Source organism: Acidobacteriota bacterium (assembly GCA_034211275.1).
Classification (GTDB): domain Bacteria; phylum Acidobacteriota; class Thermoanaerobaculia; order Multivoradales; family JAHZIX01; genus JAGQSE01.
The window spans coordinates 1-24,899 of sequence record JAXHTF010000094.1 but is presented as its reverse complement, the minus strand read 5'-3'; the positions used below and the strand labels follow the sequence as shown (position 1 = coordinate 24,899).

The 24,899-nt window shown below is 67.6% G+C and carries 21 protein-coding genes; 9 read left to right on the top strand and 12 right to left on the bottom strand.

The window, feature by feature from the left end:
- Positions 1–38 precede the first annotated feature (38 nt).
- The 5 genes from SX243_14935 to SX243_14915 all read right to left on the bottom strand — a co-directional run bounded on the left by SX243_14935 (position 39) and on the right by SX243_14915 (position 6,350).
- Entirely contained in the window at positions 39–1,079 is a 1,041-nt protein-coding gene (locus SX243_14935; protein ID MDY7094264.1) for a methyl-accepting chemotaxis protein, read from the bottom strand.
- Positions 1,080–1,223: 144 nt separating this feature from the next.
- Entirely contained in the window at positions 1,224–1,811 is a 588-nt protein-coding gene (locus tag SX243_14930; GenBank protein ID MDY7094263.1) for a hypothetical protein, read from the bottom strand.
- 94 nt (positions 1,812–1,905) lie between these two features.
- Positions 1,906–4,401 carry an EAL domain-containing protein gene (locus tag SX243_14925; GenBank protein ID MDY7094262.1) on the bottom strand — a complete coding sequence of 832 codons (2,496 nt, stop codon included), beginning with the start codon at positions 4,399–4,401 and terminating at the stop codon, positions 1,906–1,908.
- Complete coding sequence (locus SX243_14920; GenBank protein ID MDY7094261.1) at positions 4,394–4,843, bottom strand: response regulator; 450 nt, start codon at positions 4,841–4,843, stop codon at positions 4,394–4,396. Before SX243_14920 ends, SX243_14925 begins: the two co-directional genes overlap by 8 nt.
- Positions 4,844–4,949: 106 nt before the next feature.
- Positions 4,950–6,350, bottom strand: a complete 1,401-nt coding sequence (locus SX243_14915) for an ATP-binding protein (GenBank protein ID MDY7094260.1) — start codon at positions 6,348–6,350, stop codon at positions 4,950–4,952.
- Between the two features lie 316 nt (positions 6,351–6,666).
- Here SX243_14915 and SX243_14910 point away from each other — a divergent pair, with 316 nt between their 5' ends.
- Together SX243_14910 and SX243_14905 are read left to right on the top strand one after the other, a co-directional pair.
- Positions 6,667–7,728, top strand: a complete 1,062-nt coding sequence (locus SX243_14910) for an NAD(P)-binding domain-containing protein (GenBank protein ID MDY7094259.1) — start codon at positions 6,667–6,669, stop codon at positions 7,726–7,728.
- An 18-nt stretch (positions 7,729–7,746) separates the two neighbouring features.
- Entirely contained in the window at positions 7,747–9,054 is a 1,308-nt protein-coding gene (locus SX243_14905) for an MATE family efflux transporter (protein ID MDY7094258.1), read from the top strand.
- On the opposite strand, the gene SX243_14900 is transcribed toward SX243_14905, so the two are convergent.
- Entirely contained in the window at positions 9,051–9,452 is a 402-nt protein-coding gene (locus tag SX243_14900) for a type II toxin-antitoxin system VapC family toxin (GenBank protein ID MDY7094257.1), read from the bottom strand. The two genes, SX243_14905 and SX243_14900, sit on opposite strands and share 4 nt — an antisense overlap.
- A complete protein-coding gene (locus SX243_14895) occupies positions 9,449–9,709 on the bottom strand; it encodes an AbrB/MazE/SpoVT family DNA-binding domain-containing protein (protein ID MDY7094256.1) in 261 nt (86 codons plus the stop codon). The genes SX243_14900 and SX243_14895 overlap by 4 nt, the downstream gene beginning before the upstream one ends.
- 201 nt (positions 9,710–9,910) lie before the next feature.
- Here SX243_14895 and SX243_14890 point away from each other — a divergent pair, with 201 nt between their 5' ends.
- Genes SX243_14890 through SX243_14875 form a run of 4 tightly spaced genes read left to right on the top strand, consistent with a single transcriptional unit; the run spans position 9,911 to position 13,903 of the window.
- On the top strand, positions 9,911–11,356 hold the full coding sequence (locus SX243_14890) for a hypothetical protein (GenBank protein ID MDY7094255.1): 1,446 nt from the start codon (positions 9,911–9,913) through the stop codon (positions 11,354–11,356).
- 10 nt (positions 11,357–11,366) lie between these two features.
- Entirely contained in the window at positions 11,367–12,143 is a 777-nt protein-coding gene (locus SX243_14885; GenBank protein ID MDY7094254.1) for a hypothetical protein, read from the top strand.
- Positions 12,134–12,802, top strand: a complete 669-nt coding sequence (locus SX243_14880) for a matrixin family metalloprotease (GenBank protein ID MDY7094253.1) — start codon at positions 12,134–12,136, stop codon at positions 12,800–12,802. Before SX243_14885 ends, SX243_14880 begins: the two co-directional genes overlap by 10 nt.
- A 42-nt stretch (positions 12,803–12,844) precedes the next feature.
- On the top strand, positions 12,845–13,903 hold the full coding sequence (locus SX243_14875; GenBank protein MDY7094252.1) for a HEAT repeat domain-containing protein: 1,059 nt from the start codon (positions 12,845–12,847) through the stop codon (positions 13,901–13,903).
- A gap of 1 nt (position 13,904) precedes the next feature.
- Here SX243_14875 and SX243_14870 read toward each other — a convergent pair whose 3' ends face one another.
- The 5 genes from SX243_14870 to SX243_14850 all read right to left on the bottom strand — a co-directional run bounded on the left by SX243_14870 (position 13,905) and on the right by SX243_14850 (position 20,446).
- Complete coding sequence (locus SX243_14870; GenBank protein ID MDY7094251.1) at positions 13,905–14,195, bottom strand: hypothetical protein; 291 nt, start codon at positions 14,193–14,195, stop codon at positions 13,905–13,907.
- Positions 14,196–14,284: 89 nt separating this feature from the next.
- On the bottom strand, positions 14,285–15,886 hold the full coding sequence (locus tag SX243_14865) for a hydantoinase B/oxoprolinase family protein (protein ID MDY7094250.1): 1,602 nt from the start codon (positions 15,884–15,886) through the stop codon (positions 14,285–14,287).
- Positions 15,876–18,275, bottom strand: coding sequence for a hydantoinase/oxoprolinase family protein (locus SX243_14860; GenBank protein MDY7094249.1), 2,400 nt, complete (start codon positions 18,273–18,275; stop codon positions 15,876–15,878). The genes SX243_14865 and SX243_14860 overlap by 11 nt, the downstream gene beginning before the upstream one ends.
- A 107-nt stretch (positions 18,276–18,382) precedes the next feature.
- Complete coding sequence (locus SX243_14855; protein ID MDY7094248.1) at positions 18,383–18,853, bottom strand: Dps family protein; 471 nt, start codon at positions 18,851–18,853, stop codon at positions 18,383–18,385.
- 300 nt (positions 18,854–19,153) lie between these two features.
- Positions 19,154–20,446 (bottom strand): tetratricopeptide repeat protein, encoded by a 1,293-nt coding sequence (locus SX243_14850; protein MDY7094247.1) that lies wholly within the window; start codon positions 20,444–20,446, stop codon positions 19,154–19,156.
- 449 nt (positions 20,447–20,895) lie between these two features.
- On the opposite strand from SX243_14850, the gene thrA reads away from it, so the two are divergent.
- From thrA to SX243_14835, 3 genes are all read left to right on the top strand, one after another.
- On the top strand, positions 20,896–23,424 hold the full coding sequence (gene thrA / locus SX243_14845; GenBank protein MDY7094246.1) for a bifunctional aspartate kinase/homoserine dehydrogenase I: 2,529 nt from the start codon (positions 20,896–20,898) through the stop codon (positions 23,422–23,424).
- A gap of 81 nt (positions 23,425–23,505) precedes the next feature.
- Positions 23,506–24,630, top strand: a complete 1,125-nt coding sequence (asd, locus tag SX243_14840; protein MDY7094245.1) for an aspartate-semialdehyde dehydrogenase — start codon at positions 23,506–23,508, stop codon at positions 24,628–24,630.
- Positions 24,631–24,719: 89 nt separating this feature from the next.
- On the top strand, positions 24,720–24,899 hold a 180-nt coding region (locus tag SX243_14835; GenBank protein ID MDY7094244.1), incomplete at its 3' end, for a homoserine kinase.

The window sequence follows — 24,899 nt, the reverse complement described above, 5'->3', positions numbered from 1 at the left end:
ATTGACCTCATTGTCGGGAACGGTGTAATGGTAGACGTTCAGACCAATCTGATCCAATGCAGCGCCGTAAACGGCTGCAGGCCATGCAGCGCATGCTCGACTATCTGCACGAAGCGGAGGGGGTGGCCAAGGCCATCGCCGGCGGCCTCTTTGACGTTGCCGATCATCGAGCGCAGATTGCCGATCATGCCCTGGAAGGCGTTGCCGAAGCTGTCCTGCTCCGAACGCGGGTTGACCTGCACCGTCAAATCGCCGTCGGCGATGGCCTTGGCCACCCCCTCCGCTTCGTGCAGATAGTCGAGCATGCGCTGCATGGCCTGCAGCAGCTGGCCCAGCTCGTCGTCCGAGGTGACGGTGATGCGGCTGCTCATATCCCCCTGGGAGAGCCGGTCCGCCACGTCCGCCGCCTGGCCCACGGCGCGGGTCACGGAGCGGGTGACGTAGACCGAGACCAGGAACATCAGCACCAGCGAGATGGCGACCACCACCACCAAGAGGATCAAGAAGTTGGAGCGCCGTTGGGCAGCGCGGCGAAAGGCGTCCTCCATCTCCTGTTTCTTGGCGGCGGAGAATTCGTCGAGGCGGGTACTGAGCTGGTTGATGGCCTCGATGACCTCACCCTGGAGGCTCTCCACATCCACCTCCGGACCGGTGTCCACGGGCTCTTCCCCCTCCACCACGTCGAAGGTGTCGACGCCGCCGACGGCGCGGCCGAGGCTGGTGGCTTTCTGGTAGTAGGACTCGAAGAGCTCCGCCACCCGCCGCTCGGTCTCGTCGTCGATCTGCGGATTCTGCCCGGCGTCCGAGAGCCGGTCGACGAAGGTGTTGCGGGCCGCTTCCACCGCCGCCCATTCCTCCTCGCCGTTCTGGAAGGACCATTCGATCATCGCCTTCTGGACCTCTTCCAGATACTCCTTGAGGTCACGGCTGAGGTCGAAGGCGGCGACATAGCCGGAGGCCACCCCGTCTTCCCCCCGGGGGCTCGAATAAACGCTCTTGGCGAGCTGATTGTCCTGGTAGAAGGTCCACAGGACCACCGAGAGGATGACCAGAGACCCGAGCACGGCCAGCCAAAGCATGAGCTGGATTCGGCGCCGCAAACTCAAATTGGAAAACATACCGCTACCTCGCTACCGCCCGCGGCGGCTCCTCCACCATCCAACAGATGGGCCAGAGAATAATCGGACCAATCCGGCCCCGGGCTCGTCCCCGGCACCGACGGATCACTCCTCGATTTTCAAAACCCGCACGCGAGAGCCGGGAACCGTCGACGAATCGATATAGCCGATGGCCCGCTCGTTGCTCCCCACGTACTCCAAAACCTCTTCGCTACCGGTCAGCTCTTCGGGCTGTCGATCCCGCCCGGAAAAGATCATCCGCTGCCAGTGCCCCACCACCAGCCGCACGGGCTTGCGGTGCACTACCTCGGTAAAGACCTCGCGGACCTCGCTGTCCGGCAGCTGATCCACCGGGTCGATGCGCGGCTCTCCGTCCCAATCCTCCCAGCGAATCGTCCGCTTGAGGAAGATGCGCTCGACCTCCTCGCGGGTCAGCTCGCGCACCGGGTTGCTGGGGTGTACTACCAGCAAGAAGCCGCGATCCGTCTCGACCTCCGCCGTCGCGGCCTTCTCAGCAGCCTCTCCATCCGCAGGCTTCTCCGCCGCTGTCCTCGTCGCCGCCGATTCCTCGGGCTCCGACGCCGGCGTCTGGGCTCTCACCTCCGGCTCCGGAGGGGGCGGAGGTGCCGGATTCTGAGGCTCCTGGGCCAGAGCCGGAACCGCCAGCAGCAGCAATAGCACCGCCGCGCTCATCGCGCGACGAAGATCGATGGTCCGGAGGCTCGCTAGTATACCTAGCCTCCGCTCTCCTGGCGAGAATCTCGGGGGGGTGAGCTCAACGCCGCGGTCAAAAGTGCACGGGCCTGGCAACCCATTCCTCCGCAGCGGATTTCTCCAGCGGGCGGGCGAAGAAGAACCCCTGACCGAATTCGCAGCCCAAGCCCTTGAGAACGATGAGCTGCTGGCGAGTCTCCACCCCCTCCGCCAGAACGTCCATGTTCAACGAGTGAGCCAACGCGATGATGGTCCGCACGATCTCCGAGTTCTCACCTCGAGCGTCCAGAGCCCCGATGAAGGAACGGTCGATCTTCAGCGTGTCCACCGGGAAGCGGTGCAGGTGACTGAGGGAGGAGTAACCGGTGCCGAAATCGTCGATGTGCAGCTTGATCTGCCGCTCCCGCAGCTGCTCCAGCACCAGCGCCGTGGCCTCTGGACTGTCCATCAGCACGCCTTCGGTAATTTCCAGTCGCAGCGACTCCGGCGGGATCGACGTCTCCCGCAGCACCTCGTCCACCTGCGCCACGAAGGCGCCGTGGGCCAGCTGCTGACCGGCGACGTTGACGCTCACCCCCAGCTCCCGGCGGCGGGGGAAGCGCTGCTGCCAGTCCCGGGTCTGACGGGCCGCTTCCCGCAGCACCCAATAGCCGATGGAGAGGATCAGACCGGTCTCCTCCGCCAGCGGTAGGAACTCGCTGGGATAGACCAGCCCGCGCTCCGGATGGCGCCACCGCACCAGCGCCTCGAACCCCCACAGGACACCGCTCTTGAGGCTGACGATGGGCTGATAGAAGAGCTCGAACTCCTCCCGTTCCACCGCCCGCCGCAGATCCGTCTCCAGCCGCAGCACCGTCATGGCGTTGGCGTGCATGGTGGGATCGAAGACCACCGGCCGCTTCTCCGCTTGGGACTTGGCCCGATACATGGCGGTGTCGGCGTCCCGCAGCACCTCCTCCGCCCGCTCGTAGCCGGTGACGCTGAGGGCGATGCCGATGCTGGCGGTGGCGAAGAGCTCGTGGCCGTCGAGGTGGAAGGGCGCCTGGAGATCCTCCAGGATGCGCAGAGAGACCTCCACCGCGTCTTCGGTGCGGTCCAAATCGTCGAGCAGAATGGCGAATTCATCGCCGCCCAGCCGTGCCACCGTATCGCCCATGCGCAGACAGGCCTCCAGCCGCCGGGCGATGGCGGTGAGCAGCTCGTCGCCGAGCATGTGGCCGAGGCTGTCGTTGACCACCTTGAAGCGGTCCAGGTCGAGGAAGAGGACGGCGAAGTGATAGGAATCCCGGCGCCGGGAGCGGTTCAGGGCATGGTTCAGACGATCGAGGAAGAGGGCGCGGTTGGGCAGGCCGGTGAGGGCGTCGTGGAGGGCGTCGTGGACTAGCTGCTGCTCCGCCCGCTTGCGCTCCGTGACGTCGGTCTGGGAGCCCGCCATGCGGTAAGCCTGGCCGTTGCGGCCGCGCACCGCCAGGCCACGGCTGAGCATCCAACGATAGTCACCGTTGCGGTGACGGATGCGGTGCTCGTGCTCGAAATGGGGCGTACGACCCTCCATGTGGGCCTCGATATGAGCCTTGAGCAGGCTCAAGTCCTCCGGATGCACCAACCGGAACCAATCCTCCGGGCTCGAACCGATCTCCTGCTCGCTGTAGCCCATCATGTGCTTCCAGCGCGCCGAGAAGAAGATCTCGCCGATGCGCAGATCCCAATCCCACAGACCGTCGTTGGCCCCCCGGGCCGCCAGAGCGTAGCGCTCCTCGCTCTCCCGCAGAGCGTTCTCCGAGCGTTTGCGCTGGGTGATGTCCCACACCACTCCAACCTCCGCCAGCCCCTCCTCCCGGCTCAGCTCGAGGGTCGAGCGGGAAAGCAACACCGGGAAGGTCGTGCCGTCCCGGCGCCGGTGCAGGCATTCCACCTGCTCGCCGCCGCGGGAGCCGTCCAGATCCACCTCCCGATCTCCCGGCGCCTGACCCTCGTCCGCCCACAGCATCTTGCGGTGGCGCCCCAGGATCCCCTGGTCGAGATAGCCGTAGGTGCGGCAGAAGGCCTCGTTGACGTAGAGCACCTCCCCCTCCGGGTCGGTGATGAAGATCGCCTCGTTGATCTTGGTGATGGCGTGGGAGAGCATGCGCAGCTCGCGCTCCGCCCGGCTCTTCTTGAGAGCGTTCTCCACCGTGATGGGGAGAATCTTCAGATACTTCCGCTCCAGATCCTTGATCAGGTAGTCGTAGGCGCCGGCCTTCATAGCCTGCACCGCAATCTCCTCGCCGCCGGCGCCGGTGATCACGATGATGGGCATGGACAGGGGCCGGTCGAAAAGCTCCAGGGCGGTGCCGTCGGGAAGGTGGTAGTCGGAGATGACGACGTCGAAACGGTGGCTGCGAAAGAGCTCCCGGGCCTCCCCCAGGCTGCCGACGATCTCGTAGCGGTAGGGCAGACCTTCTCGGCGCACGATGCGCTCAAAGGCCATCTGGTCGACCTCGTCGTCCTCCACCAGAAGCACCCGGATGTGGTCCGGGTCGACTCCTGCGTCGGCTTCCAGTTGGGCCCCCGCCAGGGTCTCAGGCATGCCACCTCCCGGTGTGCCGAAAGCGCTGCAAGCTACGGATCTCGTCGACGAATTGGTGATAGTCCACGGGCTTGACGATATAGCCCGCCACCCCCAGGTCGAAACTGCTGACCCGATCCTTCTCGTCGGTAGACGTGGTCATCACCACCACCGGGATGCGCCGTAGCACCTCGTGGCTCTGCCGGGCGAAGAGAAACTCGACGCCGCTCATGCGCGGCATGTTGAGATCCAGCAGAATCAGGTCCGGCACCTTGTCGGAGGCCAGCTCCAGATGCTCCAAGGCTTCCTGGCCGTCCGCCACCACCTCCAGGCGGTCTTCGATGTCCAGCTCGCGAAAGGCCCGCTCCACGGCCATGGCGTCGACCCGGTCGTCCTCCACCAGGAGGATATGCCCGCTCCCCTGCCCATCCTTCTCCCGCCGACGCTGCGCATTCTCGCTCATGGCTCGTTCTCCCCCCTCCTCACACATCCTCTGTCCAAAGCACTATCCGTCCGGGCCGTCCGTCGAAACCTCATCTCCGTCGAAATCTTTCTTCCAGGCTATCGCATCAGGCCGCAGAAGCCTGGTCCCGATGATCTTTCGGCCAGGTGAAGAGGAAGGTCGTCCCCTCCCCCTCCTCCGAATCCAGCTCCACCTTGCCCCCCTCCGCCTCGACGATCTTCTTCACCAACGCCAGGCCGACACCGGTGCTCTCGATCTGATCCCGAGCCTGCAGGGTCTGGAAGATCATGAATACCTTCTCTTGGAAGCGCGGAGCGATGCCGGGGCCATCGTCGGCGACGAAGAAGCGGTAGGTCTCGCCCGCATCCTCGACTCCCACCCGCACCCAGCCGGTTTCCTTGTCGTGGTACTTCACCGCGTTGGTGATCAGGTTGGCAAAGACCTGCTGCAACCGCACCCTCTTGGTACGCAGAGTCGGCATCTTCTCCGCCACTTCCACTTTGATCCCTTCGCGGATGCCGATCATATCGATGACCTCGTGCACCAGCTTTCCGATGTCCACCTCCTCCAGATCGGCGTCGATGCGGCCGATGCGGGAGTACTCCAAGATCCCGTTGATCAATCCCTCCATGCGCCGAACCCGGCCGCGCAGCAGCTCCAGCTGATCCGCCGCCTGGGGCGTCAGCCGATCCTCCAGGTCTTCCTCGATCCACTGGGCCAGGGAAGCGATGGCCCGCAACGGGGCCTTCAGATCGTGGGACGCCACGTAGGCGAAGTGGTCGAGCTCCCGATTGCTCCGCTCCAGCTCCCGCTGCCGATTTTGGATCTGTTGCAGCATATCGTTGAAGACATCGCACAAGGTAGCGATCTCATCGCGGCCGATCTTCTTTACCCGAATCGAGTAGTCACCGTTGTTGGAGATGGTCCGCGCCACCTCCGAGAGCTGCAGGATGGGACCGGAGATCACCCGCCCGAGGAAGAAGGAGAAGAGCACCGAGATGGCGATCACCAACGCCAGCACCGAAAGCATTTTGCGCCGGTACTCGCGCACGAGATTGTCCAGGTGCTCCGTGCTGAAACGCAGCACGATGGTGCCGTATTTGACCCCGTTCTCGACGATGGGCTCCCAAACCTCGAGGTAGCCGTCCCGGAAGCCGCTGATCTGATGGTCGACGTCGGGCAACCCGATGCCCAGCGGGATCTTGATGCGCTGAGCGAAGGGCTGATCCTCGGTATCGAAGATGTAGGCCTCTAGCAGGTGGTCGTAGGCGTCGAGCTTGGCGAGGGAGATATCGGCTTCGGTGGGATCGTCGAAGCTCAGGGGGATGACGTTGTAGGCACCGGCGACCTTGGCGATGACCTGAGCGCTGGTGGCCAGCTCGCGGTGGAAGATGTCCAGATCGTTGCGGATGATCAGAGACACCGCCAGGCCCAGGCCCACCACGTTGGTGAGCAGGATGATGCCAATGATCTTGCTTTGGATCGAGAGATGGGTCAACGGACGCATGATGGTCGGGCAGTCCTGGCCCGGCACCGAAACAACGCTCGATACCAGGCACGGGGAGAATTGCTAACGTCCTCCACGAGGTCTCTTGCGCCGGCTTCGGCGCGGTCTCCGGACGGCGGTTGGCCCACGCTCCCCGCTCGGTAGGCCGAGGGAGCACCGTGGACCCGATGTTTGGCCGAACATTAGGAAGTATAGAGCGAAAGAGCGGAGTCCGTCGAATGCTTCGCTTGCGATCCTCTTTTTCGAGTCTCTTCGAGGACCCCATGAGCTGGATCCGACGGCCCGACATTGGTTCCAGACTGGTAAGCTCCGACCCATGGAAACCACCGACGTAGCCATCGTGGGGGCAGGCCCCATCGGCATCGAGCTCGCCGTCGCTTTGCGCCGCAAGGGCTTGGACTACCGGCACTTCGAAGCGGGACAGATCGGCGCCACCATCGCCTGGTACGCCCCGTTCACCCGCTTTTTCTCCTCACCGGAGCGCATCGCCATCGCCGGCGTGCCGCTGCAGACCGTCGACCAGAACAAGGCCACCCGGGAGGAATACCTCAATTATCTGCGCGGTGTGGTGCAGCAATTCGACCTGGAGATCCACACAGGGCAGAAGGTGGAGGAGATCGAGGGCGACGGCGACGGTTTCGTCCTTCTCATCCGCCGCCAGCACGTGGAGCACCGGCTGCGGGCACGGCGGGTGGTGCTGGCCATCGGCGACATGCACCGGCCCCAGCTATTGGGCATTCCGGGGGAGGACCTACCCCACGTCAGCCACTATCTGGCGGAGCCCCACGAGTATTTCCGCCGCCGGCTGCTCATCGTCGGTGGCAAGAATTCGGCGGTGGAGGCGGCCATCCGCTGCCGGCGCATCGGCAGCCGGGTGACCCTCAGCTACCGTGGACCGGGGCTCGACGAGAAGCGCATCAAGTTCTGGCTGATGCCGGAGATCCGGGCGATGATCCGCGAGGGCCACATCGACTTCCTGCCCAACACGGTGCCGCGGCAGATCCTGCCGGATCGGGTGGTCTTGGAGCGCACCGCCGAGGCCGCGTCCGATGAGGGGTCGGGAGTCGGCGAGGCTCTGGAGGTACCGGCGGACCAGGTGCTGCTGCTCACCGGCTATTCCCAGGATCCGACCCTCTTCGAGCGCGCCGGCATCGAGCTCGAAGGCCCCGGCCGCAAGCCGAAGCTCGACGAGGAGACCATGGAGACCAATGTCCCCGGCCTCTATGTCGCCGGCACCGCCGTCGCCGGCACTCAGCTGCGAGGCGTCCGCCACTTCATCGAGACCAGCCACGTCCACGTCGACCGCATCGTCGCCCACCTCGCCGGCGGCCGCGCCGTGGACGCCCCGACGCCTCAGTTCGAGCTGCCGGAAAGCTAACCCCAAAACGCCTCACTCATGGCTTCCCCTCCCGGTCTCGGCCGGCGCTTCTTGCGCCTGACCCTGCTCAACGTGGTGGCCAACATCACCGCCCCGCTGGTGGGGCTGGTAGACGCCGGCATGCTCGGTCATTTGCCGGATCTACGCTTCCTGGGCGGCGTAGCCCTGGCCTCGGTGATCTTCGACACGCTGTTTTGGTCGTGCAATTTCCTGCGCATGAGCACCACCGGCCTCACCGCCCAGGCCCGAGGGCGGGAGGATCACCGGGAGACCTGGCTGGCCCTCTACCGCGCGCTGGCCCCCGGGGCCGGCCTCGGGCTGTTGCTGCTGGCGCTGACGCCGGTGATCCGGGAGGTAGGCTTCGCGGCGCTGCAGGTCGCCGACGAGCTCCGTGGTCCCGCCGCCGCGTATTTGGAGGCGCGGCTGTGGGGAGCACCGGCGGCGCTGGCGAATTTTGCTCTGGTGGGGTGGTTCCTGGGGCGGGAGGAGAGCGGCCGGGCACTGCTCATGACGGTCACTGCCAATCTCGCCAACATCGTGCTCAATTATGTCTTCATCCTGCGCCTGGACTTGGCGGCTCAGGGGGCCGGCATCGCCAGTGCCGTGAGCCAGTATTTGATGCTGGCGGTGGCTTTGAGCTTGATGTTGCGCGCCGGCAAGCCCCTGCCCTGGCGGTGGGCTGATGTCCTGCAGCGGGAGGCCCTGGGGCGGCTGGTGCGGCTCAATCGGGACATTTTCGTCCGCACTCTGATGCTCACCGGCACCCTCGGCGTGTTCACCGCCCTCAGCGGCTGGCTGGGGACGGAGGCTTTGGTGGCGAATACGATCTTGTTGCGGCTGATGGTGTTCACGGCGTATTTCGTCGACGGCGCCGCGTTCGCGGTGGAGAGTCTCGCCGGTATTTTCCACGGCGCTCGGGATCGCGCCACGCTGCGGCGGTTGATGGTGTTGGCCTTGGTGGTGGCGGAGGTGGTGACGGTGGGGGTGCTGGCCGCCCTGCTCTTTTTCCCCCGCTTCGTGCTCCGCCTCCTCACCTCCCACCAGGAGGTCATCGACCTGGGCGCTCAGCTGGCCCCCTGGCTGATCCCGGTGCTCCTCTTCGGTGCCGTGGCGTTCATCTACGACGGCCTCTTCCTCGGCCTCACCGCCGGCCGTACCCTGCGCAACGCCATGCTCCTATGCACCCTCGGCGTCTTCCTCCCCCTGGCGGCCCTGGCCCTCTGGACCTCCAGCAACCACCTCCTATGGTTCGCTCTAGCGGTTTGGATGGCCGCCCGGGGCGCGACCCTCGCCTGGGCGGGCAGGCCCCTCCTCTCCACTAGCTAGGCTTGGCGCAACAGCGTGAGGTTGGGGAAGTAGCGGCGCAAGTAGCCGCGGTCTAGGGCGGCGAGGTGATCGGCTTGCAGTTGGGCGTGGGCGGCGATGAGGAAGTCGGGGATGAGGTGCTCGCGTGGACCACCTTCGGCGCGATAGCGGCGGAAGGTTTGGCCAGCGAGCCAGGCGGAATCGGGAGTGATGGGATCGAGGCTTGCACCGAGGTCGGCGAGCACCCGGTCGAGCTCCGCGCGGGCCCGAAAGGCCGGAGCGAGCTCGGCGTAGACGACCTCGCAGAGCACCAACTGTCCGTGGCGCCGCGCTTCGATGAGCGCCTCGATCCAGCGCTCGGCCTGCGGCTCACGGTTGAAGATCGTCAGCAGCACCGAGGTGTCGAGCGCAAGCCTCACGGCCGCTCGTCACCGTCCGGGTCGTCCTCGAGCTTCTCACCGCGCGTCTCCTCGAGCCACTCGGCGCTCGTTTTCCCCAGCCTTCCCTCGGTGCAGCCTACCAACGACCGCATCGCCGACTCATCGAAGACTGGCACTGCTTTGAGATAGGGAGCAGCCTCGTCGAACTCGAGGATCTGCCCCGCCTCAAGTCCGAGTCGGCGCCGGATCGCCACCGGGATGGTGATTTGACCTTTCGAAGTCAGCGTTGCTTTCATGGCTCAATGGTAATGAGCATGAGTAAGGAAATCAAGCAAGGAAAACGCGGGGTCTCTTCCAAACCTGGGCAAGGAGAATGGTATTCTCACCTCCTATTGTGCGCCGGAGATTTCGTGAGAAAGCCAGTTGGGAAATCTCGGCTTGTCCGGCCCTGCGCCGGGAAGGCGCCTCAATTGCCATTCGAGAGGGAGGTCCGCACCATGCCAAAGACGGAGATCTTCGACAGCGCCAACCCGCCCAATGCCACCATCCAGCTCGACGGCGACAAGGCCGACATCACGGCCGGCGGCCACGGCCGAGGCGGCGATCTGACGCTGCGCGACGCCGATGGCAAGGAGGCCATCCGCCTGCAGGTGGTCGATCCCATCGCGTCCGGGGCCGGGGCCGGGATCGTTCAGGACGAGATCGAGCTGTCGCTGAATACGGCCAACGTCCTGATCGACGGCACCAAAGCGAAGGTCGAAGCGCGGACCTTCGTCGGCCGACTGCTGGGCCTGGGCGACGCTACGATCCGCATGTTCGGCGACGACGGCCGGATCGAGATCTGGAAGCACGAGAAGCGGGCGGTGCGTCTGGACGACGAGGGCAACCTGTGGCTCGGCGGCCAGGGCCAGGACGGTGACGTCGTGCTCTTCCGGGGAGGTCGCACCGGCAACGTCTCGGTTCACGACGCAACGATCCACCTCGACGGCGAGAAGGGCCGGATCAACGGCCGCAGCGCCACGGGGCAGCAGCGCGTCCGCCTGGACGCCGAGGGCGGTAACCTGTGGCTCGGCGGCCAGGACGCCGACGGCGACCTCGTGCTCTACCATCACGACGAGACCGACAACCTCCAAGCGGGCAAGGCGACGCTGCACCTGAGCGGCGACAAGGCTGAGATCATCGGCCGCTCTCCGGACGGCAAGCGGCACGCCCACCTCGACGGTTCGAACGGTAACCTGTGGCTCGGCGGCCAAGGCCAGGACGGCGACCTCGTGCTCTTTCACCACGACGAGCCGGACAACAGCGATTTGTCCAAGGCCACCCTCCACCTCGATGGTGATAAGAGCGAGATCATCGGCCGCACGCCCGACGGCAAACGGCAGCTACGCATCGACGGCGCGAGAGGCCACATCTGGCTCGGCGGCCACGACAACGACGGCGACATCATGCTCTTTGCCGCCGGCACGACCGCCACCGACGATCCGAAGAAGGCGAGCATCCACCTCGACGGAAATGCCGGCGACATCATCCTGCGCAATGCCGATTGCGCCGAGGACTTCGAGATCGCCCCCGGCTGCGACGCCGCACCGGGGACCGTGATGGTCTTGGACGACGACGGCCTCCTGCGGCCGAGCCGATCAGGCTACGACAAGCGAGTCGCCGGCGTGCTCTCGGGCGCCGGGGACCTGCGACCGGGTCTCGTCCTCGGCCGCACCCACGAGGGCCTGCGCAAGCCGCTGGCCTTGATCGGCCGGGTCTTTTGCCAGGTCGACGCCAGCCAGGACGCGATCGGGGTCGGCGATCTGCTGACGACGGCGCCGCGGGAAGGCCACGCCATGAAGGCCACCGACCCGCTCAAGGCTTTCGGCAGCGTCATCGGCAAGGCGCTGCGACCGCTGGCCGCGGGCCGCGGCATGATTCCGATCCTCGTGGCTCTACAGTAGAGTGCCGTCAATGGACGAGATTTCCCTTCGCCGCTTGATCGGCTGCGTCCAAGCCGGAAGCCCCCACGCGCCGGACCCGTCCGAGCGCCTCTCGGTGCTCAACCACTTCTTCGGATATCGCTCGGTACCCGAACGGTCGCCGTTCATCGATCCGGACATCAGCGTTCGCTTGCAGGCGGCTCGCCTCGGGTTCCGTCACGTCCACCTCAACCTGATCTCGGTCGGCCTCGATCAGGTTCCGAACGCCGATCAGGTGGACTCGCTTCTCGACGGCGCCATCGCCTTCGTTCGGCGGGTCTACGGTAACGTCGGGATCGGAATCGGCAGGATCGAACGGGGCCAGCTCCTGGCCGCCGACGCTCAAGGCTTCGACCAGATCACCTCCGGCGAGGAGGGGCAGGAGCTGACCGACAGCTTCAGCTTCGCTGGCGACAACGACGGCATCGACGCCTTCTTCGTCCGTTCTCTGGTCTGGGAAGACGAGGACGTGGCGGGGCAGTCGCCGATCGATGGTAGCTGCGACAACGACGGCAAGGGCTCGGGCCTGATCGTCGACTTCTCGGGTGGCGGCAGCGGTGCCACAATCGGCCGGGCTCTCGGCCACGAGCTCGGCCACTACCTCGGGTTGTCCCACACCGATGTCCATACGTTCCTCTTCGACGATCCGGAGGCCAAGAGCCTCGAGAACATGATGACGTCGACCGGGGCCGGCCCGCTCGACGAGATCACCGACCTGCAGGCGAGCATCATGCGGCAGCACTGCATGATGCGGCCGCCGTGTCGGTGATCCGCCTGCGCCGAGCGGCCGCCTGCCGGGAACCCGGAGCCGACTCGTGGGCGCTCGGCCAGACCCTCTGCCCGGCCCTGCTCTCGCCGCCTCTCGCCCTGCGCGCCTGTGCCGAGGCGGTGCTGGTACCCAGGGTCTCGATCAACTTCATCCGCGTCGGCACCGAGCTGTTCACCCACGGCGACGACTTCGAGATCGCCGCCGCCCACGTCCTGGCGAACCGCCTGCTCGAGCCGGCACGGGTGCGGATCGACATCGCGGCCGAGCTGGGCATCCCCCTGGCCGAGGCCGGCGACTTCCCGTGGATCGAGAGCGCAGAGCACGCCCGGGAGCTGCGCGACACCTTCGGCCTCGGCTCGGAGGCGATCGACGTCTTCTGGGTCAAGACCTGGGCCGGTCCGACCATCGGCCGCGGCCCGATCTTCGGCCGCTGCCCGGACCACGAGCTGGGAGCGTCGGGCTGCGTCATCGCCCTCGAAGCCGTGATCGACGGAACGGCCCAGGTGCTGGCCCACGAGATCGGTCACTACCTCGGCCTGTTGCACGACGATTCCAGCAGCAACCTGATGTATGAATCCGTCCCCAACGGCGGTCGGCTGACGCCCGAGCAGGGCGCGTCCTTGAGACGGCACTGCACCGTCGAATGGACCTGCGCCTGACCCGACACTCCCAAGACATGCCCACGACGATCGGAGATATCGATGAGCCTGACCCCGCGCCCACCGGTCCCGCTGCCCCGCTGGCAGCCCGGTAGCGATCGCGATCCCGAGTTCACCACCGCGCTTAAACGGCTGCGAGCATTGCTCGACGACACCGACTCCGAGCTCGGCCGGACGAGCGCCGTCTTCTGGCTGACCGAAACGGGTTGGCCAGGCGCCGTCGGCGAGCTGGGCCGTATCGTGGACGACGAGGACAGCCCCGCGGCGGTTCGCCAGGCTGCCGTGCGCGCCCTTTGGCGCCTCGGAGGTGACGAAGCCCTCGATTCCCTTCGCCGGGCGGCGGCCGACTCCGAGCCGGTGGTCCGGCGCTCGGCCCTCAAGGCACTGGGCGCACTCGGCTCGGCCGAGGATCGTGAGCTGACCCGGCATGCCCAGACGGAAGCGGACGATCCCCACTCCCTCGTCGCCGAGGCTGGCCGGTTCGCCGAGAGCCTGATCGAGCATCGCCACGACCTACCCGGCGAGGGTGATCACGCGCACCTCGACGGCGAGCAGACGGGCTGGACGCCCACGGAGCAAACGGCCAGGGTGCCGATCCGCCCTGCCCGTCCCGACGAACTCGGAGCGTGCTTGCGGGATCTGCGACGAGCCCCCAGCGGCATCGAGCTGTCACCCGATCGGGCCTACGAGATCGAATGCCTGCGGCGCCGGCTGATGGTGACCTTCCGCGACGACCTTCCGAGCCCGGAGCGACTGGCGGGTGAGAAGGCACTCCTGGCCGTCGTCGCCGGCTTCGAGGCAGTGAGTGCCACCTGGTACCCCGCCTATCTCCTGCTCACCGCGCCCGGAGCTGAGCGCGAAACCGTGCACGGAGTCCTGCGCCGCACCTCGGGCCGCATCGTGGCCCATGCCGAAGGGCGAGTCGAGAGAGGCACGATCCAGTTCCGCATCGCCGGCTACCGCCGCCCCGGCTCCTTCCCGCTCACCGTGAGGGGGCGTCTGGACACCGACTACCGGCTGGAGATCGACGAGGCCGAGGTCGGCCCCTCGACCGAGAAGCTCGCACCGCGGCCCTACGTGCCGCTTCGCGCAGAAGGGTGATTCAGGACAGAGTCGCTGACCAGCGGTCGGTGGTGCGGCCTGCGAAGCCGCCGACGAAGATCGCGTCGATCAACTCGCGGGCATAGAAGTCGTTCCACAGATCCTGGCCAGCGATGGCGTAGCCGTCGCCCCGCAGGTGGACGAAGTCGAAGCCCAAAAGAGCCATGGCGCCCGGCGGGCTCGGCAGGGCCAGGTCGCCCGGCAGCAGCAGGGTGAAGGGCTCGATGCCCTGGCCGGGAAAGCCGTAGGTCATCTGCATCCAGTCGTAGTGGCCCACCACTTCCGCGCTCAATACCGCTCGTCGGCATGGGACTGACGGGGAGGAAGGGATCGGGAGTGGTATCGCTTGCTGAAGCTGACCTCTCTGGGGAAAGGGGTCTGCTATTCGTGGTTAGGCTCGCCCCAACCTCCTCCACCGGGGGTTTCGAGAATCAAGCGGTCGCCGGCTTCGACCTCGCGGCCGTCGATGCCTGCGAGCTCTTCGGCGTCTTCGAGGGGCGCCCCGGCACGGACCAGGCGCTGGCGGCCGGGGGTGCCGGGGTAGCCTCCCTCGATGCCGTAGGGGCCAGCTTGGCGGTGTTGAGTGAGGAGGGAGAGGGAGACCGGCTCCAAGAACGTCAGCTCCCGCACCACCCCTTCGCCGCCCCGCCAGCGCCCGGCACCGCCGGAACCGCGGCGGATGGCGAAGCGGTCGAGGCGCACCGGGTAGCGGTGCTCCAGGATCTCCGGATCTGTGATGCGGGTATTGGTCATGTGGCTGTGCACTGCCGAGGCGCCGTCGAAACCGGGGCCGGCGCCGACGCCGCCGCACACCGTCTCGTAATACCCGAAGCCGGCATTGCCGAAGAGCAGATTGTTCATCGTCCCCTGACTGCCCGCCGCCAACCCCAACGCCTTGATCAACGTATCCACCACCCGCTGGCTGGTTTCGACATTGCCCCCCACCACCGCCGGCGCCGCAGTGGGGTCTTCCGGGAACTTCGGGTTCAGGAATGAGCCCTCGGGGAGGATCAACTCGATGGGGTCGAGCATGCCCTCGTTGAGGGGCAGCGGGCGGTCCAGGAGCAGGCGCAGCACATAGAGCACGGCGCTGGTGGCCACCGCTGGCGGCGCGTTGAGATTGCCCGGGTGCGTCGAACCCGTCCCGGTGAAGTCCACCGTGCCCCTTCCCCCCGCGAGTCCCAGGGTCACCGCGATGGGGGTGCCGTCGTCCAGCAGCTCCCGCGCCTGATACCGGCCGTCGCCGTGGGCCACCAACGCCTCCGAAAGGGATTGCGCCGCCAGCGCCTGCAGTGCCGCCATCTGCTCCGCCACCTTGGCGGCACCGTGGGACCGGGCGAGGCGCCGCAGAGCCTCGGCGCCGCGGCGATTGGCCGCCACTGCCGCCGCCAGATCCGCCAGATTCTCCGCCACCGACCGGCTGGGGTGGGGCCCCGCTTCCAGCCGGCGCCGCATCTCCTGCCAGCGGGGCTCGCCGGCGGCCAGCAGCAGCGATGGCTCGAGCACCACCCCCTCCTCCGCCAGAGTGCGGGCGTCCGGCGGCATCGAACCGGGGCGCCGGCCGCCGATCTCCGCGTGATGGGCCCGACTGGCCACGTAGCCCAGGAGTTGAGTGACGCCCTCCTCACTGAGGGCGTCCTTCTCGAGGAAAACCGGCGTGATCACCGTCACGTCCGGCAGATGGGAGCCTCCGAAGGCCGGATGATTGGTCACCGCCACGTCCCCGGGCCCCAGGTCGAGCACTGCAGCCACCTTGCGCACGCACAGCCCCAGGGCTCCCAGGTGCACCGGAATGTGAGGAGCATTGACCACCAGCCGCCCATCGGCGTCGAGGAGGGCACAGGAGAAATCCAGCCGCTCCTTGACGTTGGTGGACAGCGCCGTGCGCTGGAGCATCTCCCCCATCTCCCGGGCGATGGCTTCAAAACGGTGGGTGAAGAGGGCCAGCTCCACCGCTTCGGGGCGGGAACCTTCAGGATGCATGATCAACCTCCCCGCGGGATCGTTCCAACACCAGCGCGCCAGCGGCGTCCACGCTGCCCCACCAGCCCGGGGTCACCACCGTGGCGCTGTGAAGCTCGAAAACCAACGCCGGGCCTTCCAGCCTTTCTCCGCACCGAAGCTGCTCCCGGCGATAGACCGGTACCGAGCGCCAGGCGCTCCCCATCCAGGCCCGCTGCTCACCGGCCGGTCGCGCCGGTCGGAGCTCCGCCTGGCCGCCGGTGCGTACGGCCCCCTGGCCTGCATCCTGATTCCCAGACCTCCCGTTGGAAGAATCTTCTGCGCCCTGGGAAGATCCTTCCTCTCCCGGCATGGTTCCCAAGGGCTTGGAAGGCCGGGACGAGGCCACCACCCGCAGCGATTCCACCTCCACCGGCCGATCCTCCGGCTCGTAGCCATAGACCTCCCGGTAGGCGGCTTTGAAAAGCTCCAACAAGGACTCCCCCCGCTCCACCGCCACTTCCAGGGAGCTTTCCTGGCCAACAAAGCGCAGCGATGCCAGCCGCCGACGGATCTCCACCTGATCGTCCTCGAAGCCTTCCCCCACTACCTGCCGCCGAGCCTCGGCGCCGAGGGTGGCGAGACGCTCCTCCAGGCCCGCCGCCACGTCCGCCAAGGGCTGCAGCACCTGGGCCTCGGCAAAGCGCTCCACCACCGCCGAGGAGAGCCCCCGGGCGCTGAGCAGGGCCGCATCCTCGGGCACCAGCACCCGTTCCATGCCCAGCACCGAGGCCACCGAGCAGGCGTGCTGGGCACCGGCGCCGCCAAAAGCCACCAGGGTGTAGTCCCGGGGGTCGTAGCCGCGGCGCACGGAAATGGCCCGGATGGCCTCCGCCATGCGCTCGTCGGCAATGTCCAGCAAGCCCTGGAGCAAGGCTTCCAGCGGCGCCCCTCCCTCTGCCTCCGGCGAAGCTCCAGTTCCCGCTGCCACCTTCCGGGCCAAATCTTCCGCGGCCTGGCGAGCCGCCTCCTTCTCGATGGGGATCTCGAAGCCCCGGGGGTCGAGGCGACCCAAGAGGAGGTTGACGTCGGTGAGGGTCAAGGGGCCGCCGGCGCCGTAGCAGGCCGGGCCCGGGTCGGCACCGGCGCTCTCCGGCCCCACCTGCACCCGGCCGTCGCGGAACCCGCACACCGAACCGCCGCCGGCGGCGACGGTCTCGATGGCCAGGGCCGGAGCCAGCAGGCGGGCGCCCCCCACCTCGACCTCGTAGCGGTACTCGTAGGCGCCGTCGCATCGGGAAACATCGGTGGAGGTGCCCCCCATGTCGAAGGCCACCACCCGGGGGAAGCCGGAACGCTGCCCGGCCTCCGCCGCTCCCACCACCCCGCCGGCGGGGCCCGAGAGTAGGCTGTCCTTGGCGCGGTAGGAGCCGGCGCTCACCAAGCCTCCGGCGCTGGTCATCACCAACAACCGGGAACCGACCGCCAAGGCCCCTTCCACCCGCTCGACGTAGCGCCCCACCACCGGCGCCAAATAGGCATCCACCACCGCCGTCTGCGCCCGCGCCAGCAGTCCGATGCGCGGCGCCAGGCGCGCCGAGGAGCTGATCCAACGAGCTCCTCCGCGAAGCAACAGCTCCTCCACCCGCAATTCGTGATCCGGCTGCCGAAAGCTGTGGGCGAAGGCCACGGCGAAGCTCTCCACGCCGTCCTCCAGAAGCTCGCCCAGCACCGATTCCAGGCCCTCCAGATCCAACGGCTCCAGCACCGAGCCGTCGGCGGCACGGCGCTCCGCCACCTCCACCACCCGTTCATAGAGGGGCCGAGGCCGCACCACGTCGAGGGCGAAGAGGTCCGGCCGCTGCTGGGTGCCGATCTCCAACAGATCGCCGAAGCCGGCGGTGATCAGCAGGGCGGTGCGGCTGCCCCGGCGCTCCAGCAGAGCGTTGGTACCGCGGGTGGTGGCCAGCCGCAGCTCCACCGGCGGCAGCGGCCGGCCGGCACCGGTGCCGGTGACCAGCCGCGCGGCCAGGATCGGTGCCTCCTCCGGCGAGCGGATCTCGAAGCCGGCACCAGCGGAGACCGGCGGCGCCGCTCCGGCTGGCCATTCCACGCCGAGCTCTCCGGTCTCCGGATTCCAGCCCGTCACCGTTCCCTCGCCGCCGCCGTCCAGGAGGCGCAGGGCGTAGCCGGCGAAGAAATCCTTCGGCAGCGGCCAAGGCTGCTCGACTCTCAAAGCCTGACGCCCGGTGGACCAAGAGGCGACCCGCCCCCGCAGAGCGCTGGAGCTCAGCACCTTGGCCCGCCGCAGCTCTCCATGGGGAGTGACGGCGAGGCAATCGGTGAAGGTGCCGCCGGTGTCGATGAACAAGCGCCAGAGGCCACTGCGGCGAGGATCGTGAGTCATGATGGGTAGGGAGTGTAGAGCCACCGCTCCCCGAGTGCCAGGGCTCCAGATACAGCGACGGCGGCGAGAAACCTCGCCGCCGTCGTCAGAGTCCGCCCGCTAGCGAGCGGGAACTAGCAGAGGGAAATCCCTCAGGCCACCATGCTGCGCAACATCCAGGCGGTCTTCTCGTGCAGCCGCATGCGCTCCACCAGCAGGTCGACGCTGGGCTCGTCGGTGGCCTTGTCGGCGCTGGGCAGCACCGAACGAGCGGTCTTGACCACCGCTTCGTGGCTTCTCACCAGACGCTTGACCATCTCCTCGGCGGCGATGCCCTCTTCCTTCTCCTGTTCGATGGAGGTGAGCTTCTGGAACTCTTCATAGCTTCCCGGCGCCGGGAAACCCAGAGCCCGAATGCGCTCGGCGATGACGTCCACCGCCTCCGCCAGCTCGGTGTACTGCTCCTCGAACATCTGGTGCAGGGTGTTGAACATGGGCCCTTCGACGTTCCAATGGTAGTTGTGGGTCTTGAGGTAGAGGGTGTAGGAATCCGCCAGCAGCTTGGAGAGACCGTCGGCGATTTCTCTGCGATGGGCTTTGTCGATTCCGATATCGATTTTCATGCTTGGCTCCTGACTCGTATAGATCGCTAGTAATTCTTTGTAGGAGGGACGGTGGGCAAGCCGCCATCCCTACTCCAAGTTTAATGCAAACTACGTTCCGGAGCCGAAGGCCGTCGACGCTCGATCGTAGGCCGGCAGCTAACAGCCCGTGGCAAAAGTCAGACGCCAGCGAGAGCGAGCAGTTTTTTGCCGAATCAAGGCCGGAAAACCGCAGGCGATGCGGGTATCGGCGAGGTTTTCGAACGAAGATTCGGCGGAAAAGGACCGCTCGCAGCGCGGCTCGACTTTTACCACGGGCTGCTAACCCCGCTCGCCCTTGGGCTGGACGATGCGGGCCATCCCCTCGTCCCCCCGCTCAGCGGCGTCCAGGCGGCGGGCCAGGGCGCGGGTCCGGGGGTTCTCGGGGTCTCGCTTCTCGGCGCGGCGGAGCCATTTGCGCGCCTCCTGGGGCCGATCCAGGTGATAGGCGAGGATGCCCATGGCGGCGTAGGGCTCCGCCAGCTCACCGTAGAGACTGAGGGCTTTGCGGTAGTAAGTCTCCGCCGCCTCGATCTCTCCCCGGCGCAGGTTCAAATCCCCGAGATTGAGGTAGTTGAAGGGATTGCGGTCCCCCAGCCGCTGAGCCACCCGCACCAGCTCGTCGGCCTCGGTGCTGCGTCCCTGGAGGCGCATGAGGGTGGCCAGGTTCTGATAAGCGGAGATGGTCTGGGGATTGACCTGCAAAGCCTTGCGGTAGGCCTCCTCCGCCGCCTCTTGGTCCCCCATGCGGCGCAGCACGACACCGTAATTCACCCAGGCGTCGGGCAGCTCGTGGTCGAGGGTGACGGCGGTGCGCAGCCACTCCACGGACTGCTCCAGATTGCCGTGACGCATCTCCTCGGCACCGCGGTTGGAGTAGTACATGGCCAGGGCCCGGCGATCCTCCAGCTTGGTGACATAGCGATAGTCGGCGTCGGGGCCGACGCTGTACTCCAGCACCAGAGGATCCGTGGGAACGCCATAGCCGGCGGTGACGTGACCGGAGAGGACGATGAGGTCCTGGTCCCGCTCGAAGGTCTCGGCGTGGTTGACGTCCAGGTAGTAGGCGTCCATGCCAGCCTCCCGGGCCAGCCCCACGAAGAGGTGAGTGAAGGACAGGCAGTTGGCCAACCGCGAATCGAAGACCTCCGAGGCGGTGGGCGTGAAGCCGGAGTCGTAGCGCACTCCCAGAGCCTCCCCGTCCTCGTCCAGCAAATAATCCAGCAGGATGATCAAGCGTTCCTTCGACGAGCCGGTGGCGGGGACCACCGTATGCACCCACTCGCGCATCTCCGGCGTCAAGCGGTATGGCTTGATCAGCTCCTCCGGCTCGAAGCCCAGGGACCGCACCTCGCGGTTGAGCTTCTGATCCCGGTATTCGGCGATCTTGCTCACCCCGTCGGCACCGGTGCTGGCGCAGCCGGTGAGCAAGAAGAGAACCGTGAGGGCGGAGAGCAGAGCCCCCAGGGAGCCGAGGGGGCTTCGGCGACCAGTGGCGCGAGCGGCCAGCGCCCGTGGGGGCCGAGACGAGGCTCGGCGGCTAGAGCGAGAGGTGGAACGAGGAGAACTGTTCATGCGCTGGAAGACCCTCCTTGGCAGTCGGGCGGCGCCGCCAAACCCTCAAACGCCACGGCCGGGAGCGCCGCAACGAGGAGCTGATGTCACCGCCGGAGTCGCTGACGGGATGATAGCAATCCATGCCGGCAATGCCTCATCCTCACCGGCTTTTACGTAGGCTCCCCCACCCGGGTTTTGCCAGTGTTGCAGAATCTCTGACGGATGACGGCTGCTCTGCGGCTCAGCGGCTCAGCGGCTCAGCGGCTCAGCGGGGGGCTCTCGACCTGGGAGCGCTGGCATCCTGCCGGCCTCCCATGCTGCACCAAGGACCATGGCGAGTATGGTTCGGGATCAAGCCAGCGGGGCTTGTAGTAAGCTCCGCCCTTCCCGGTGGCCTAGCAGCTCTCGGTGCAGGGAGCCCGTCGCCACGGCCGCCGGTGATGAGGACACGGTGGGAGGAGATTGACGTGCGCGTGCTCAAATTTGGCGGTTCGTCCGTAGCATCCCCGGAGCGGGTGGAGGCGGTGGTGGCCATCGTCCGCAAGGCTCTGGAAGCCGGCCCCGTGACGGTGGTGGTCTCGGCCTTCGGCGGAGTCACCGACACCTTGTTGGCGGCGGCCCAGGCGGCGGCCCAGGAAGCCACCCAGAGGACTTCTCGAGGCCAGGCCTCGCCGGCGGCCGACGACGACAGCGACGCCGCCGGTGGCTGGCGGGGCCGCTGGGAGGCCTTGGCGCAGCGTCACCGTCAGGCCGACGAACGATCAGCCGACGAGGCGGAACAAACCCTCGCCGAGGACCGCGAACAGCGCCTGGAGGAGCTCCACGATCTACTCCACGGCATTTCCCTGGTGGGCGAGGTCAGCCCCCGCACTCTCGACAGCGTGCTCAGCTACGGCGAGCGCCTTTCCGCACCGACGGTGGCGGCAGCCCTGCGCCGCGCCGGCGTCGACGCCGAAGCCTGCGACAGCCGGCCCCTCATCGTCACCGACGGTACCTTCGGCAACGCCCAGGTGGATCTCGAGAGCACCTACCAACGCCTGCGGGAGCACTTCTCCAACACCGGCCCCAGGGTCGGTCGAGTACAGGTGATGACCGGCTTCATCGCCGCCACCGCCGCCGGCGAGACCACCACCCTGGGCCGCGGCGGATCCGACTACACCGCATCCCTGATGGGGGCCGCTCTGGATGCCGACGCGGTAGAGCTGTGGACCGATGTCGACGGCGTCATGAGCGCCGACCCCCGCCTGGTCCCCGGGGCCCGGCCCATTCGCCGTTTGAGCTACGAAGAGCTCATGGAGCTGAGCCATTTTGGCGCCAAGGTGGTCTATCCCCCCAGCGTGCACCCCACCCGCAGCGCCGGCATCCCGCTGTGGATCCGCAACACCTTCCATCCCGAAGCCCCGGGCACCCGGGTGGACGACACCCTGGGCCGACAATCCGAAGGCAGTGAAGCCAGCCGTCCACCGGTGCGGGGCATCACCTCCATCCAGCGCTTCGCTCTGCTGCGGCTGGAGGGCGACGGCATGGTGGGCGTGCCGGGCATCGCCATGCGCCTCTTCGCCGCCCTCGCCCGGGAGCGCATCAACGTCATCCTCATCACCCAGGCTTCCAGCGAGCACTCCATCTGCATCGGCATCTCGCCGGAGTCGATCCCCAGCGCCGTCCGCTGTCTGGCGGAAGAATTCGCCCTGGAGCGCCGTGCCGGGCTGGTGGACGAGCTGGTCGTGGAGGACAACCTGGCAGTCGTGGCGGCGGTGGGCACCGGCATGCGCGACCGCCCGGGCATCGCCAGCTCGGTCTTCGGCGTGCTGGCGGAGCGGGACATCAACGTCCGAGCCATCGCCCAAGGTAGCTCCGAGCTCAATATTTCGGTGGTGGTCTCGTCCCGGGACGAAGCCCGCGCCGTCCGCGCTCTCCACAGCCGTTTCTTCCAGCCCCTGCGGCGGGTGGACGTGCACCTGGCGGGGGTCGGCCGGGTGGGCGCCGCCCTGCTCACCCAGCTCGCCCGCAGCTCTCAGGAGATCGCCCGCCGTCGCGGTTTGGAGCTGCGACTGGTGGCGGTAGCCAACAGCCGCGGCGTTCTCGGCGACCCCGCGGGCCTGGACCCCGCCACCGCCGCCGAGGAGCTGGCCCGGCAGACCGCCGCCGGCGAAGAGCTCCGGCCCTTGGCGGAACATCTCGAGGATCTCGCCCGCCGGCCGCGGCCGGCGGTCTTCCTCGACTGCACCGCCGACCCAACTCTCGGCGCCCTCTATCGCCCCCTGCTCGAGGCGGGAGTGTCGGTGGTGACCGCCAACAAGCACCCCTTCGCCGGCCCCCTGGACCAGCGCCCTCCCGCCGGGCCGCTCTACCACGAGGCCACCGTCGGTGCCGGTCTGCCGGTGATCGGTCCGCTCCGAGATCTGGCGGACAGCGGCGACGGTCTGCAGGCGGTGGAGGGCGTGCTCTCCGGCACCGTGGGCTTCGTCCTCAGCCGCCTGCACGACGGTGCCCCCTTCAGCCAGGCGCTGCGGGAGGCCTACGACCAGGGCCTCACCGAGCCGGACCCGCGAGAGGACCTGGAGGGCGGCGACGTCGGCCGCAAGCTCCTGATCCTCGCCCGCCTGGGGGGCTTCGACCTGGAGCCGGAGGAGGTGGTGGTGGAGCCTCTACTGCCCGCCGACGGTCCCTGGAGCCAGCTCACCCTGGAGCAGCTCTGGGAGCGGCTGCCGGAGCTCGATCCGGTCTTCGCCCAGCGGCTGGAGGAGGCTGGAGATTCGCGCCTGGTCTACCTGGCCCGCTTCGACGGCGAGCGGGCCACCGTCGGCCTGGAGGCTCTGCCCCCGCAGCACCCCGCCGCCTCGCTGCGCGGCACCGAGAACCTGGTAGTCCTCAAGACCGGTCTCTACGACCGCGAGCCCCTCATCGTCCGCGGCCCCGGCGCCGGTCCGGCGGTCACCGCCGGCGGCGTCTTCGCCGACCTGCTGCGCGCCGCCGCAGAGTGGCGTAGCCCCTGAAAGCGAGTGGCGCAGCCACTGACGACTCGTTAGGCTTGAAGCTACCGAGCCACTCAACACTCATCCCCCCAAGGTGATGCCATGACCGCCTCCAAGAGTTCTTCCCGCACCGTCCCCGACGAACGCATCCCTGTCGCCCTCCTCGGTGCCACCGGCAGCGTCGGCCAACGCTTCATCGAGCTGCTGTCGGACCATCCGTGGTTCCGCCTGGCGGTAGTCACCGCCTCCGAGCGCTCCGCCGGCCGGCCCTACGGTGAGGCCGCCCACTGGCTGCAAAGCTCTCCCCTGCCGCCGGCGGTGGCGAAGATGACGGTGCGCCCCACCACGCCGGACGCCGTCGCCGACTGCGCCCTGGTCTTCTCCGCCCTCGACGCCGCCGCCGCCCTGGAGGCCGAGGCCGCCCTGGCGGACGCCGGCCATTGGGTGGTATCCAACGCCAAGAGCCACCGCATGGCTCCGGACGTCCCCCTCCTGGTGCCGGAGATCAACCCCGAGCACCTGGAGCTGGCGGCCCACCAGGACCGCTCCGGCGCCATCCTCACCAACCCCAACTGCTCCACCATCGGCCTGACCCTGGCCCTGGGCCCGCTGGACCGGGCCTTCGGCGTCGAGCAGGCCCACGTGGTGACCCTCCAGGCCCTGTCCGGCGCCGGAGTTCCCGGCGTGCCCTCCATGCAGGCCCTGGACAACGTGGTGCCGTTCATCGGCGGCGAGGAGGACAAGCTGGAGAACGAGCCGGCGAAGATCCTCGGCCGCTACCGGGACGGCGCCATCGAGCCCCACCGGATCCGCGTCAGCGCCCACGCCAACCGGGTGGCGGTGGTGGACGGCCACACCCTCTGCGTTTCCGTCAAGCTGCGGGACGAGGCCTCGGAGGACGAAGTCCGGGAAGCCTGGGAGAGCTTCCGCGGCGAGCCCCAGGACCGCCGCCTACCCAGCGCGCCGGAGCAGCCGGTGCACTACCTGCCGGAGGACGACGCTCCCCAGCCGCGGCTGCATCGGGACCTAGACCGCGGCATGGCGGCTTCCGTGGGCCGCCTGCGGCCTTGCCCGCTCCTGGACTACAAATTCGTCACCCTCTCCCACAACACCCTGCGGGGTGCCGCCGGCGGCGCCTTGCTGGTGGCGGAGCTGGCGGCGGCCCGGGGGCTGATCCCGGGCCTCGATGCGAGCCGCCTCGACGCCCAAGAGCGCCCTGAGGACTAGACCCCCAAACTGAGCAGCCCAGACTGAGCAGCCCAGACTGAGCAGCCCAGACTGAGCAGCCCAGACTGGGAAGCCGTTACCGAGAGCCCATGACCGAGAGCCCAAGCACCGTCCGCGCCTTCGCCCCCGCCACCGTCTCCAACGTCGGCTGCGGCTTCGACGTTTTCGGCTTCGCCGTCGAAGGCCTGGGAGACGTGGTGGAAGCCCGCAAGCGCTCCGCGCCGGGGGTGGAAATCCTCGACGTCACCGGCGACGGCGGAGTTCTGCCT